Annotated in this window: 14 protein-coding genes; 7 read left to right on the plus strand and 7 right to left on the minus strand. The window is 69.0% G+C overall.

Translation table 11 applies throughout. From position 1 onward, the window contains the following. Positions 1 to 59 precede the first annotated feature (59 nt). The 3 genes from AC1DSZ_RS23640 to AC1DSZ_RS23650 are packed head-to-tail and all read right to left on the minus strand — an operon-like array spanning position 60 to position 2,078. On the minus strand, positions 60 to 530 hold the full coding sequence (locus AC1DSZ_RS23640) for a hypothetical protein (RefSeq protein ID WP_476840759.1): 471 nt from the start codon (positions 528 to 530) through the stop codon (positions 60 to 62). Then, positions 520 to 954 (minus strand): rod-binding protein, encoded by a 435-nt coding sequence (locus AC1DSZ_RS23645; RefSeq protein ID WP_476840760.1) that lies wholly within the window; start codon positions 952 to 954, stop codon positions 520 to 522. The genes AC1DSZ_RS23640 and AC1DSZ_RS23645 overlap by 11 nt, the downstream gene beginning before the upstream one ends. Next, positions 954 to 2,078 (minus strand): flagellar basal body P-ring protein FlgI, encoded by a 1,125-nt coding sequence (locus AC1DSZ_RS23650; protein WP_476840761.1) that lies wholly within the window; start codon positions 2,076 to 2,078, stop codon positions 954 to 956. The genes AC1DSZ_RS23645 and AC1DSZ_RS23650 overlap by 1 nt, the downstream gene beginning before the upstream one ends. 197 nt (positions 2,079 to 2,275) lie before the next feature. Between AC1DSZ_RS23650 and AC1DSZ_RS23655 the strand changes: the two genes are divergently transcribed. From AC1DSZ_RS23655 to dksA, 3 genes are all read left to right on the plus strand, one after another. Then, positions 2,276 to 2,689 (plus strand): flagellar assembly protein FliX, encoded by a 414-nt coding sequence (locus AC1DSZ_RS23655; RefSeq protein ID WP_476840762.1) that lies wholly within the window; start codon positions 2,276 to 2,278, stop codon positions 2,687 to 2,689. A gap of 941 nt (positions 2,690 to 3,630) precedes the next feature. Then, positions 3,631 to 5,001: an MBOAT family O-acyltransferase gene (locus AC1DSZ_RS23660; protein ID WP_476840763.1), complete on the plus strand. Its 1,371-nt coding sequence runs from the start codon at positions 3,631 to 3,633 to the stop codon at positions 4,999 to 5,001. Positions 5,002 to 5,269: 268 nt separating this feature from the next. Then, positions 5,270 to 5,680, plus strand: coding sequence for an RNA polymerase-binding protein DksA (gene dksA, locus AC1DSZ_RS23665; RefSeq protein ID WP_476840786.1), 411 nt, complete (start codon positions 5,270 to 5,272; stop codon positions 5,678 to 5,680). 151 nt (positions 5,681 to 5,831) lie between these two features. Here the strand turns inward: dksA and flgH are convergent, their stop codons facing one another. Genes flgH through flgF form a run of 4 tightly spaced genes read right to left on the minus strand, consistent with a single transcriptional unit; the run spans position 5,832 to position 9,220 of the window. Then, on the minus strand, positions 5,832 to 6,599 hold the full coding sequence (gene flgH, locus AC1DSZ_RS23670) for a flagellar basal body L-ring protein FlgH (RefSeq protein WP_476840764.1): 768 nt from the start codon (positions 6,597 to 6,599) through the stop codon (positions 5,832 to 5,834). 23 nt (positions 6,600 to 6,622) lie between these two features. Then, entirely contained in the window at positions 6,623 to 7,669 is a 1,047-nt protein-coding gene (flgA, locus tag AC1DSZ_RS23675; protein ID WP_476840765.1) for a flagellar basal body P-ring formation chaperone FlgA, read from the minus strand. 3 nt (positions 7,670 to 7,672) lie between these two features. Further along, positions 7,673 to 8,464, minus strand: a complete 792-nt coding sequence (gene flgG, locus AC1DSZ_RS23680; protein ID WP_188518921.1) for a flagellar basal-body rod protein FlgG — start codon at positions 8,462 to 8,464, stop codon at positions 7,673 to 7,675. Between the two features lie 12 nt (positions 8,465 to 8,476). After that, positions 8,477 to 9,220, minus strand: a complete 744-nt coding sequence (gene flgF / locus AC1DSZ_RS23685; RefSeq protein ID WP_476840766.1) for a flagellar basal-body rod protein FlgF — start codon at positions 9,218 to 9,220, stop codon at positions 8,477 to 8,479. A 342-nt stretch (positions 9,221 to 9,562) separates the two neighbouring features. Here flgF and AC1DSZ_RS23690 point away from each other — a divergent pair, with 342 nt between their 5' ends. Genes AC1DSZ_RS23690 through AC1DSZ_RS23705 form a run of 4 tightly spaced genes read left to right on the plus strand, consistent with a single transcriptional unit; the run spans position 9,563 to position 12,623 of the window. Beyond that, positions 9,563 to 10,123 (plus strand): flagellar basal body-associated FliL family protein, encoded by a 561-nt coding sequence (locus tag AC1DSZ_RS23690; protein WP_476840767.1) that lies wholly within the window; start codon positions 9,563 to 9,565, stop codon positions 10,121 to 10,123. A 12-nt stretch (positions 10,124 to 10,135) separates the two neighbouring features. Further along, the gene (fliM, locus tag AC1DSZ_RS23695; RefSeq protein ID WP_188518918.1) at positions 10,136 to 11,248 is read left to right on the plus strand and encodes a flagellar motor switch protein FliM; all 1,113 of its coding nucleotides are present in this window, start codon (positions 10,136 to 10,138) and stop codon (positions 11,246 to 11,248) included. Continuing rightward, positions 11,248 to 11,769 (plus strand): DUF6468 domain-containing protein, encoded by a 522-nt coding sequence (locus tag AC1DSZ_RS23700; protein ID WP_476840768.1) that lies wholly within the window; start codon positions 11,248 to 11,250, stop codon positions 11,767 to 11,769. Before fliM ends, AC1DSZ_RS23700 begins: the two co-directional genes overlap by 1 nt. After that, on the plus strand, positions 11,769 to 12,623 hold the full coding sequence (locus tag AC1DSZ_RS23705) for a MotE family protein (protein ID WP_476840769.1): 855 nt from the start codon (positions 11,769 to 11,771) through the stop codon (positions 12,621 to 12,623). The genes AC1DSZ_RS23700 and AC1DSZ_RS23705 overlap by 1 nt, the downstream gene beginning before the upstream one ends. Positions 12,624 to 12,724 lie beyond the last annotated feature (101 nt).

The following is a 12,724-nucleotide window of genomic DNA, read 5'->3' on the forward strand; positions in this document are numbered from 1 at the left end:
TGGATTGCTTCGCCTCTGGCTCGCAATGACGGCGGAGAGGCTGCAGGCGGACCCGCGCCCTACAGCGAGCGCGACACCAGCAGGGGCGTGGCGACAGGGCGGTTCGGCTTGGTGGCCGCGCCCGCGGCGCCGTAGGTGGTGAGCGTGCGCGGGGCCGCGACCTGCTGGGCGAGGGTGCGGACGATGCTCTCCGACACCGAGCGCGTGGTGGCGATCACCGCCATGTTGATCTGCACGGCGTCCGAGAGGCTGCGCTGCACGGATTTCAGCTTCGGCACGGCGGCCGGGGCCCAGCGGGCCAGCGCCACCGCATTGGCGCGCAGCGCCTCCAGGGCGTGGACATAGTGGCGCGAGGCGTCGGTCTTGGCCTGCGTCAGCGTCGTGGCCTCGCGCAGGCGCGAATGCTTCAGCAGCGCGGTTTCCTCGCCAATGATGCGCTCCAGCGTCTGCATCACGTCGATCATCTGGCCGGCGAAGCGTTCGGCGTCGGCCGCCGAGGCGATGCGCATCGCGTTGGGTTCAGAAGCCATGGCGGGCGCCGTCCTGGTTGGCGGCGGTCGCCGCGGAAGCGGTGGCGGCGGCCGCGGCCGCCTTGTTGGCCGCAAGCGCGTGGCGGGCCGCGCCGCCGGCCGCGCCGCCGCGCTCCTGCATGCGGATGAGCTCGCGATAGACGCTGTCGGCGATGCCGACGCCGCCGCGCTTGGAAACCGTCTTGGCGTATTCCTGCGTGAGCATGCCGCGATAGATCTCCGCGCCCGCGCCCTGGCCGCCGAGCGGGCCCTCGCCCTGCAGACCGGAGAACATCTGCCCGAAGGCGTTTTCCAGGAACATCGCCTCGAAGTCCTGGGCGGTCTTGTTCATCTTGGGGTCGCGATCCTTGTCGGCGACCTTGTTGGCCACGGCCGCATAGGCCGATGCGCCGATGGCGGCGGGCGCGAGTGCGGTCATTCCCATCACATCACCTCGATGTCGGCCTGTAGGGCCCCGGACGCCTTGATGGCCTGCAGGATCGCGATCAGGTCGCGCGGGCCGATGCCGAGCGCGTTCAACCCGTCCACGAGCTCGCGCAGCGTCACGCCCTCCTTCACGAGCGCGAGCTTGTTGCCCTCGCCGGTGGTGACCGACACGCCCGTGCGGGGAACCACGACGGTCTGGCCCTGCGAGAGCGGCGCGGGCTGGCTCACGGCCGGCTGCTCGGTCACCGTCACGGTGAGGTTGCCCTGCGCCACCGCGACCGTGGAGACGCGCACGTCCTTGCCCATCACGATGATGCCGGAGCGCTCGTCGATCACCACGCGCGCGCCCTGGTCGGGGTCGACGCGCAGCTGCTCGATCTCGGTGATCAGCTGCACCATGTTGCCGCGGTAGTTCGGCGGCGGCTGGATTGTCACCGTGGAGGGGTCGACCGGCTCGGCCGTGTCCGCCCCCATGAAGTCGTTGATGGCCGCCGCCATTCGGCGCGCGGTGGTGAAATCCGGGTTGCGCAGAGCGAGGCGGATCGTCTTCTGCGCCTTTAGCGCATACTCGATCTCGCGCTCGATCAGCGCGCCGCCGGCGACGCGGCCCACCGTGGGCACGCCGCGCGTGATCTTGGCGGCGTCGCCCTCGGCCGAGAAGCCCGAGATCGCCACCGAGCCCTGCGCCACCGCGTAGACCTCGCCGTCCGCGCCCAGCAGCGGCGTGGCCAGCAGGGTGCCGCCCTGCAGGCTCTTGGCGTCGCCCAGCGACGACACCGTGATGTCGATGCGGGTGCCCTGCGCGCTGAAGGGCGGCAGGTTCGCGGTCACGATCACGGCCGCCATGTTGGCGGTCCGCATGTTCGCGCCGCGGATGTTCACGCCGAGCCGCTCCAGCATGGCGGTGCCGGATTGCTTGGTGAAGGGCGAGTTGTTCAGCGTGTCGCCGGTGCCGTTCAGGCCCACCACGATGCCGTAGCCGACCAGCTGGTTCTGGCGCACGCCCTCGATGGAGGCGATGTCCTTGATGCGCGACGAGGCCGCCTGCGCGGCCGGAACGACCGAGAAGTTGGCCGCGAGCGCGGCGGCGAGGCAGAGGAGGCGAGGGACGATGCGAACCATGGCGCATGCTTCGCCAGAAGCGTGCCAGCGGCGGGCGGGGCGCAAAGCATTGAAAATTCGAGCAAAGGCCGAAACCGCCCGGCAGCGCCCGGCCGTTACGATCCGGTGGGGAAGGCCGCATGCGGCAGCTCTTGCCGGGCTTTTAACACGGCCTTAACCATGACGCTCGACCATGGGTCGTCGAATGGAGTTCGCGCATGCGCATCGATGGGAAGTCGCCGATCGGCGCCCAGGTCCCCGCCGCCGCCCCGCGCCGGACCGCGGGCGGCGCCTTCTCGCTCGGCGAGGCGCCGGCGGCCCGCTCCACGCAGGGGCCCTCGCAGGCGTCCAATCTCGGCGGCATCGAAGCCCTGCTGGTGCTGCAGGCCGAGCACGACCCGCTCGCCCGCAAGCGCAAGGTCGCCAAGCGCGGCCGCGACATGCTGGCCTCGCTGGACAAGTTGAAGGCCGGGCTGCTCAACGGCCGCATCGGCACGGGCGAGCTCCTCGGCCTGAAACAGCAACTCGCCGAACGCCGCGACGCCACCGATGACCCGGGGCTGGACGACGTGCTGGCGCAGATCGAGCTTCGGGCCGAGGTGGAGCTGGCCAAGCTGGCGCGGCGGAGCTGAGGACGTTTCGAGGCGGATCATCGCCGCGCGACCCCTCTCTCCTTGGGAAAGGGGTGCGCCCCTTCGCCGTCATTGCGAGCGCAGCGAAGCAATCCAGGCGGTTGGGATCAAGGCCTCGGCGCCTCGCATAACGCCCAACGTCAGCTGGATTGCTTCGCTGCCGCTCGCAATGACGGGAGGGCGGCACGGCCTCTAGCAAACGACCATCCACCGCCTCGCCGTCATTGCGAGCGCAGCGAAGCAATCCAGGGGGTTGGGATTAGGCCTCAGCGTCCAGCGTAACGCCCGACGTCAGCTGGATTGCTTCGCTGTCGCTCGCAATGACGGGAGGGCGGCATGGCCTCTCGCAAACGACCCATCCACCGCCTCGCCGTCATTGCGAGCGGAGCGAAGCAATCCAGGGGGGGGGAGCAGCCGCGGCGCCTCGCGTAACGCCCGGCGTCAGCTGGATTGTTTCGCTGTCACTCGCAATGAGGGGAGGGCGGCACGGCCTCTCGCAAACGACCCATTCACGGCCTCGCCGTCATCCCGAGCGCAGCGAAGCAATCCAGGTGGTTGGGAGCAGCCGCGGCGCCTCGCGTAACGCCCGGCGCCAGCTGGATTGCTTCGCTGCCGCTCGCAATGACGGGAGGGCGGCACGGCCTCTCCCAAAACGACCCCATCAACCGCCTCGCCGTCATTGCGAGCGAAGCGAAGCAATCCAGGGGGTTGGGAGCAGCCTCGGCGTCCAGCGTAACGCCCGGCGTCAGCTGGATTGCTTCGCTGTCGCTCGCAATGACGGGAGGGCGGCATGGACGCTTGGTGGAAACGCCCGGCCCCGAACGCCGCCGTCCCGGCGAAAACACCGCCTTAGGTTGACGCAACCTCCTGATTCAGCCCATCTGCGGCAGCCCGCCGGGGGCGCCTGAGCGGGCGTCGGGACGGCGGGGTGCGGGCCGGGCATGCTGTTCAACTCCTTTCCGTTCCTTCTCGGGTTCCTGCCGCTGGCGTTGGCGATCTACGCGCTGGCGGTGCGGTTCGCGCCCGGCGCGCGGCTTCATGTGCTGCTGGCGCTCTCGGTCGTGTTCTACGGCTACTGGGACTGGCGCTTCGTGCCGCTGCTGGTGCTGTCGGTGCTGCTCAACTGGCTGGTGGCGCAGTTCTATGATCGTCGGCGGGAGGCCTGGCTGATCGTCGGCGCGATCGCGCTGAATCTCGCGGTGCTCGGCGTCTTCAAATATGCGGGCTTTTTCGCCGCCATCGCCAACCACCTGCCGGGGCTTCACGTCCCCAGGCTCGATGTCGCGCTGCCGCTCGGGATCAGCTTCTTCAGCTTCCACCACATCATGTACCTGACGGACCTGAAGGCCGGGCGTGCGCCGCGGTTCGATCTCGTCCGCTACGGCCTCTACATCGCGTTCTTCCCGCAGGTGCTCGCCGGGCCGCTGGTGCGGTGGAGCGAGGTGATGCACCAGTTCGACCGCAAGCCCTTCGGGCCCGGCTGGGAGGAGACATTCGCGCGCGGGCTGGCGCTGCTGGTGCTTGGCCTCGCCAAGAAGGTGTTTCTGGGCGATCCGCTGGCCGAATACGCCGAGCCGGTGTTCCGGGCCGCGGCGGCCGGCAGCCCGCTCACCGTGCTGGAAGCCTGGCAGGGCGTGCTGGCCTTCACGTTCCAGATCTATTTCGACTTCTCGGGCTACACCGACATGGCGCTCGGGCTGGCGCTGATGATCGGGATCACGCTGCCGCAGAACTTCGACGTCCCCTACCGGGCGACGTCGCTGCAGGATTTCTGGCGGCGCTGGCACATGACGCTGTCGCGCTTCCTGCGCGACTATCTCTACATCCCGTTCGGCGGCAACCGGCATGGGCTCTCCCGGCAGGTGCTGGCGCTCGTCGCCACCATGGGGCTCGGCGGGCTCTGGCACGGGGCGGGCTTCACCTTCTTGGCCTGGGGGCTGGCGCATGGCCTGGGGCAGGCGGCCGCGCTGCTGTGGCGGCGCGCCGGGTTGCGCATGCCGGCCGTGCTGGGCTGGGCGCTGACCTTCGCGTTCGTGGCGCTGACCTGGGTGCTGTTCCGGGCCGAGAGCTTCGCGGCCGCGCGGCGCATCTTCGCGGCGCTGTTTGGCTTCGCCCCCGTGGGTTGGGGCTTCAAGTGGCGGGCGATCGCGCTCGCTGCCGTTTTCGCCATGGTGGGGCCGACGGCCTGGACGCTGGCGCAGCGCATGCAGCCGCGCCGCTGGGTCGCGTTCGCGCTGGCGCTCCTGTTCGTCGCCGTGCTGCTGAAGATCGGCGACGACGCCAACTACGAGTTCATCTATTTCCAGTTCTGAAGCCGCCCGCACCCGGGCGCCAAACGCGCCGAAGCGGGATTCGGCGACTTGACGTCGGTCAAGCTTGACCCGCACACCGGCTATTGCTGGTCAAACTTGCGTGCGCGGTTGCGATATTGCTGCGAATACCCGTTGTTTTCAGGCGTTTTGGGGCTTTCTTCGCGATTGCCCGGATATTGCATGGCGTATATAGAGGCGGCGCACCCGCGGGGGAGGCCGCGACGAAAGTCGGACAGGCTGCGGAAGCTGAAAGGGTACGATGGCTACCATGACTCTGGAGGCCGCATATCGGCCGACCGATGACGAGCCCTTCATGAACGAACGGCAGAAGGAGTACTTCCGCCGCAAGCTGAACGCCTGGAAGGACGAGATTCTGCGTGAAAGCCGGGAAACACTGGCGGCGCTGCAGAACGAGAGCGAGAATCACCCGGACCTCGCCGACCGCGCCTCGTCCGAGACGGACCGCGCCATCGAGCTCCGGGCGCGTGACCGGCAACGCAAGCTGATCGCCAAGATCGACGCCGCGCTGTCGCGCATCGAGGACGGCTCCTACGGCTACTGCGAGGAGACCGGCGAGCCGATCTCGCTGAAGCGCCTCGAGGCGCGGCCCATCGCGACGCTGTCGATCGAGGCGCAGGAGCGCCACGAACGCAACGAGCGCGTCTACCGCGACGATTGATCCTCCGTTCCGCGGGTCGGGATCTCGAAACGGCGCCCCCGTTAAAAGTGGCGCCGTTTCGCGTTGTGCGCTCCCCGCGGGAGGCGGGGAGCGGGTGGACCGGCGGCGTGACTTGGGGAGCGTGCCGCCGCTCCGGGAGGGTGTGCGCGGCTCAGAAGGGCAGCAGGATGTCCATCACCTGCTGGCCGTAGCGCGGCTGCTGCACGTCGGTGATCTGGCCGCGGCCGCCATACGCGATGCGGGCCTGCGCGATCTTGTTTGAGTCGATGGTGTTGTCGCTGTCGATATCTTCCGGCCGGATCACGCCGGCGACGATCAGCTCGCGCACCTCGAAATTGACGCGGATCTCCTGCTTGCCCTCGATCACGAGGTTGCCGTTGGGCAGCAGCTGCGTGACCACCGCGGCCACGTTGGTGACGAGCTCCTCGGAGCGCTTCACCGAGCCCTGGCCGGCGCTGGAGGAAGTGGAGGAGGCGTCCACCAGCGCCTTCGGGTCGGTCTTCTCGTCGAAGACCTTGCCGAGGTTGTTCTCGGCGCCGAACAGGTTGGGCAGGGCCAGGTTGTCGGCGTTGGAGCGCGAGCGCTTGGTGGCGTTGTCGATGTTGGCCTTGTCGGTGACCTTCACCTTCACGGTGAGGATGTCGCCGATCTGGCGGGCGCGCTGGTCCTTGAAGAAGCCGCGCGCGCCCTGGCGCCAGAGCGAGTTCGGCGCGTAGCTCACCGGCTCGGGCTTGGGCATCGGCATCTGCACGGGCTTGTAGCCGGCCTGGGCGGTGGGGTCCTCGATGGCCGAGAGGGTGGGGGCCTTGCCGACATTGGAGAGCCGGTCGACCGAGCCGCAGCCCGCGAGGGCGCTTGCGGCCAGCAGGGCGGCCAGGAGGCGGCAGGAAGCGCGGGAAGAACGCGAAACAACGGTCATGGCGGAGCCTTGCGGGTTCATGTTCAACGGATGGCCGGGGCGGAGCCGGCGTCGGCCATGCGTCCGGGCACGGCCATGATGACCTTCACGACGCCCGCGCCGGTCACGACGGCCTGCAGGGTGCGCTTGGATTGCGGGTTCTGGACCAGGATCGAATCGCCCATGCCGCCGGCCTCCATGGCCTTGCCGCGCATGGCGAGCTGCACGCCGGGCGTCTCGTAAAGCACGGTGACGAAGCCGTTCTTGTCGACGATCTCCTGCTTGATCACGTCGGCGTCGCGCAGCGCCGCGCCGGCGCCAATGGGCGCCTTGGCGATGCGCCCCACCAGCGCGGCCGGGTCGACGAAGCCGCCCGTCGGGTAGTCGGCGCGCGGACGGCGCTCCACCACCACGTCGGCGGCCGTCACGGCCTCGCCGCGCACGACCGGGCGCTGCAGGATCGGCACCGACACCATCTCGACCGTCTGGCCGATCACCCGCAGGGGCTTCAGCGTCAGCGAGCGGCTGCCCGACGCCGTGATCAACGCATCGACGCGCCGCGAGCGCGGATCAAAGGCGAGCTCGGCGATGCGCAGGGCCCCGGTCGCCTCGGGCTCGATGTGCAGCGCCTGCTCGCCGCCTTCCAGCCCGACCGTGACGTCCGGCCGGTCGAGGCCGTAGCGCTCGGTTAGCGCCAGCGCGATCGCGCTCTCGATCTCGCTCTTGCCGACCCGGCGCGAGGCGCGGCTCACCACCACCTGGGCGAGGGCGCCGGCGTCCACCACGACGCCGGCGGCGCGCGCCGCCTCGACGATGCGGCTCGCCTGGATGGTGCCGGCGCGGCCGAGCGCTGGCGCCCGGAAGGCCGCCGTGACGCCCACGGGGCCGACATTCTCGATCAGGTCGCCGAGCGTGATCACCTCGCCGCTCACCGTCACGTCGCGGCGAAGCGCCGGGCGCATCGTGGCGGCTTGCGCCGTGGCGGCTTGCGTTGCGCCGGCCTGCGCAAAAGCGGGCGCGGGGGCGTCGAGGGCGGCCGCGAAGGCGAGGCCGGCGAGCCCGGCGGCGCGCAGAAGGGTCATGGTCGCCATGGCTCAGCCCCTGAACATCTGGGTGGTGGACTGCAGCATCTGGTCCGTGGCGGTGATCACCTTGGCGTTCATCTCGTAGGCGCGCTGCGCCGCGATGAGCGAGGAGATTTCCGTCACGGCGTTGACGTTGGCTTCTTCCAGGTAGCCCTGCTGCAGGTTGCCGAAGCCCTCGCTGCCGGGGTTGCCGGAGGTGGCCGGCCCGGAGGCGGCCGTCTCGACGAAGAGGTTGTCGCCGATGGATTCCAGGCCCGCCTTGTTGACGAAGCGCGCCAGCTGAAGCTGTCCCAGCAGCTGCGGCGCGGTCTGGCCCGGCAGGCTGGCCTGCACGCGGCCGTCGGCGCTGATGGTCACCGAGGTCGCGGTGCTCGGCACCGTGATGGCGGGCGACACCACGTAGCCGTCATGCGTCACGAGCTGGCCCGTCGGGTCGCGCTCCAGCGAGCCGTCGCGGGTGTAGCCCGTGCGGCCGTCCGGCATCGTCACCTGCAGGAAGCCCTCGCCGCGGATCGCGACGTCGTTCTCGTTCTCGGTGGTGGTGATCGTGCCCTGGCCCATCACGCGGGCGGTCGACACCGTCTTGACGCCCGAGCCGATCGCGACGCCCGAGGGCACCATGGTGTTCTGGTCGGACGTGGACGCGCCGGCGCGGCGCAGGTTTTCGTAGAGCAGGTCCTGGAACTGGATCCGCTGGCGCTTGAAGCCGGTGGTCCGCAGGTTGGCGATGTTGTTGGAGATGACCTGGACGTTCAGCTCCTGGGCGGCCATTCCGGTCGCGGCGGTATAAAGGGCGCGCATGGTTCAGGCTCCTCAGGACGGGATTGCGGCGAGTTTTTCGATCGCCGAGCGGCGCATGTCGTCGTTGCGCTGAAGCATCGCCGACACGGTGGCGTAGGAGCGGTTGACCTCGATGAGGCGGCTCATCTCGATCACGGGCTTCACGTTGGAGCGCTCCAGCGCGCCGGATTCCAGCCGCACCGTCTTGTCGGCCGGCTGCAGCGCCGTGCTGGCCGCGAAGACGTTGCCGCCCTCGTTGGTGAGCGAGCGCGGGTCCTTCACGCCGACCATCTTGATCTTGCCGCGCGCGCCGTCCTCGGCCGAAACCGTGCCGTCGGCCCCGATGGCGATGAATTTCTCGGTTCCGGTGAACGCGATGGGGCCGCTCTCGCCCAGCACCGGGTATCCGTCGCTGGTCACAAGATTGCCCTGGGCGTTGATCTGCAGCGCGCCGTTGCGGGTGTAGCGCTCGCCCTTGGGCGTCTGCACGGCCAGCATGCCGTCGCCGTTCACGACGACGTCGAGCGGGTTGCCGGTGCGCTCCACGGGGCCGCCGGAAAGGTCGAGAACGGTTTCGCGGTCCTGCACATAGGACATGCGCTTGTCGGGACGCGGGAAGCTGTCGCCGCTCGCCTTCGGCATGAGGTATTCCTCGAACCGAAGCGAACGCGCCTTGAAGCCCGTCGTGCCGATATTCGCCACGTTGTTGGCGATGACGTCCAGTTCGCGCGCCAGGGCAACCTGACGCGACAAGCCGATGAGAAGCGCGTTCTCCACCGGATGATCTCCCGTTGGGCGGCGACCTTCCAGTCCCCGCTGCGGCGGCCTTGCGACCTCCGCTCCCTTGTCCCGCGACCGCCGCGACGCTCCCCAGCGCCGACTGCCGCAACGAGAAGGTTCGCAACCTGCGTGCCAACAAGCCGCTCCGAACAGAAATGTCGTTATTGCAATGAGTTAGGCCGCTCTGGCCTGCCGTTCCGACCGGCAAGGGCTGGCGCCTCGGCGCGAACGACCCGGCAGAAACTGCCGGTTTGGCCGCGGATTTAAACCTTCATTAACCGTGCCGAGGCGAAGGTCTGGGTTGCAGGCATCGCCGCGCGTGTGAGGGATCGTTCGACCATGGCCAAGAAGCCGAAAAAGGGGGCTACGGAAGAACCCGCCGCAGCCCAGGCTCCGGCCGAAGCCAGCGAGATCGCGGTCGGAGGCGGCCGCAAGAAGCTGATCATCATCGTCGCGGCGGCGGCGCTGCTGCTGGGCGGCGCCGGCGGCGGCGGTTTCTGGTGGTGGAAGAAGAAGCAGGCCGCCGCGCAGGCGGAGGCTGGCGAGCATGGCGAAAGCCAGGCCGCCGCGGTGGTCAAGAAGGCCGCCTTCGTCGACATGAAGGAGCTCATCGTCAATCTGGGCGGGCAGAACACCCAGCAGACCGGCGAGCGTCCGCGCTTCCTGAAGATGAAGATTGCGCTGGAAGTGTCCGACCCCAAGCTCGTCACCGAGGTGACGCCGCTGCTGCCGCGCATCGAGGACACCTTCCAGGTCTATACGCGCGAGCTGCGGCCGTCCGACCTCGAGGGCTCGGCCGGCGTGTACCGGCTGAAGGAAGAGCTGCTGCGCCGCATCAACATCGCCATCTACCCGTCCAAGGTCGAGGCGATCCTGTTCAAAGAAATGCTGATCCAGTGAACGGCCCCGCGCATGGCTGACGAGGAGCTCACAGGCGGAGGCGACGCGGACGCGATTGCGGCCGAATGGACAGCCATGATCGAGGCGGCCGCGACCGCCAACGTGCCGGACACCGGCATTGACCGCCTCCTCAACCAGGACGAGATCGACAACCTCCTCGGCTTCAGCAGCGAGGACGCCAGCGCGAGCGCGCGGTCCGGCATCCGGGCCATCGTCGATTCGGCGATGGTGTCCTACGAGCGCCTGCCGATGCTCGAAATCGTCTTTGACCGCCTCGTGCGGTTGCTGACGACGAGCCTGCGCAACTTCTTCTCCGACAACGTCGAGGTCTCGCTCTCCGACATCACCTCGGTGCGTTTCGGCGACTACATCAACTCCATCCCGCTGCCGACCATCCTGGCCGTGTTCCGGGCCGAGGAGTGGGACAATTTCGGCCTGATCACGGTCGATTCGACGCTGGCCTATTCGGTGATCGACGTGCTGCTGGGCGGCCGGCGCGCCACCACGGCGGCGCGGCTGGACGGCCGGCCATACTCCACCATCGAGACCAGCCTCGTCCGCCGCATGCTCGACATCGTGCTCAGCGACACCGAGCATGCCTTCCGGCCGCTGTCGCCGGTGCATTTCAACATCGACCGCATCGAGACGAACCCGCGCTTCGCGTCGATCTCGCGCCCGGCCAACGCCGCCATCCTGATCGAGCTGCGCATCGACATGGAAGGCCGCGGCGGCGCGGTCGAGATCCTGCTGCCCTACGCCACCATCGAACCCATCCGCGAGCTCCTGCTGCAGAGCTTCATGGGCGAGAAGTTCGGCCGCGACCCGATCTGGGAGGATCACCTCGCGACCGAGATCTGGCAGGCCCGCAGCGACGTGGAGGCGATCCTCTATGAAACCCAGCTGCCGCTGCGGCGCATGCTGGAACTGCGCGTCGGCGACACGCTGATGTTCGACATGGGCCCGGAAGCGCCCGTGAAGCTGAAATGCGGCGACGTGTTCCTGACCGAAGGCCGCATGGGGCGGGTGGGCGAGAAGATCGCCATCCGGGTGATGAAGCCCCTGAAAAAATCCAAGACGACGTTTACCGCCTACGAGGCGAGCGCATCCGGCCCCAAGGACAAGTGATGATCGGCGTCCTCATCGAGCTTCTCGTCTGCGTGCTTCTGGCGGCGACGATCTCCTATTGCATCATGCTCGACCGGCGCCTGCGCTCCTTCAAGGCCGACGAGGGCGCGATGCGGCGCACCATCATGGACCTGATGCTCGCGACCGAGAACGCCGAGCGCGCCGTGGCGGGCCTGCGCTCGGTTGTGGACGAGTGCGACAAGACCATCGCGGACCATCTGCGCGTGGCCGAGCAGCAATCGGCCGACCTTGCGGGCCAGATCCGCTCCGGCGACGACGTGATCGCCAGGATCTCGCGCATCGTCGAAAGCGCCCGCAACGGTCTCGGGGCGGGCGTGGCCGAGCGCGAAACGGTGGCGCGGCAGGGTTCGACCTCGGTGGCGCCGGCGCCGGCTCCCGTCGCGGCGGCGGCGGCCAACAACCCTGTGGGGGCCGCCCAGAACCGGCTCGCCGCCACGCTCGCGGCCGCTGAAGCGTTCGCAGAGCGCGCGCATCGCCGCGTCAACGGGCAGGCCGCCTGATGGGCCCGTTCGTCTCCCTGGCGACTCGCCGGCGGAAGGCTTCTGACCTCAGGCTGAGGCTGCTGCCGGCCGTGGCCGGCGCGGCGGCCGCGCTGCTGCTGATCAAGATGATCGACGCTTCGACCCAGGTTCCGGGGCCGTCGCCGCTCGCCCAGGCGAGCACCGCCGCGGTGGCGAGCTTGCGCAACCCGCTCAAGGATCCCGAGACGACCGGGTCCACGGCTCCGGCCAAGAAAAAGGACGAAAAAGCCGAGAAGGCCGACAAGACCGACAAGGCCGATCCCGCTGCCGCCCCGAAGGCGGGCGCCGTGGACCTGGACCAGCCGGTTCCGCTGTCGCCGGCCGAGAAGTCGCTGCTGCAGCGCCTCGGGGAGCGCCGCGAGCAGCTGGACGATCGCCAGCGCGAACTCGATACGCGCGAAAACCTGCTGAAGGCGGCCGACAAGAAGATCGAGGCGCGCATCAACGAACTGAAGGAGCTGGAGGGCAAGGGCGCGGCGTCCGAAGACGGGGCCCAGCCCGGCGCTGCTCCCGCCGAGCCGGGCGCGCCCGCGAAACCGCCGACGGCGGCGGCCGGCCTGAAAAACCTCGTGACCATGTACGAGGCCATGAAGCCCAAGGACGCCGCCAAGGTGTTCGACCGGCTGAGCCTGCAGGTGCTCGTGCCGGTGGTGAACGCCATGAACCCGCGCAAGATGTCCGAGGTGCTGGCCGCCATGTCGCCCGAGGCCGCCGAGAAGCTGACCGTGGAGCTCGCGCGCCCGAGCCTGCGGGCCGCCGCGCCCATGCCACCGGGACGCGATGCGGCGCTGCCGGCCGGCGAATTGCCGGCGATCGAGCCGCGCCGGAACTGACCTCTGGGCGGCCCCGCCGGCGGCTCAACCGTTAAGGGCGGCGGCCCTTTTACACGTCGCGGTAATCGCCCGTTAGCCCTTTCACCATAGGTTTTGCCGGT

It is taken from the genome of Alsobacter sp. P4_H11 (assembly GCF_056400925.1).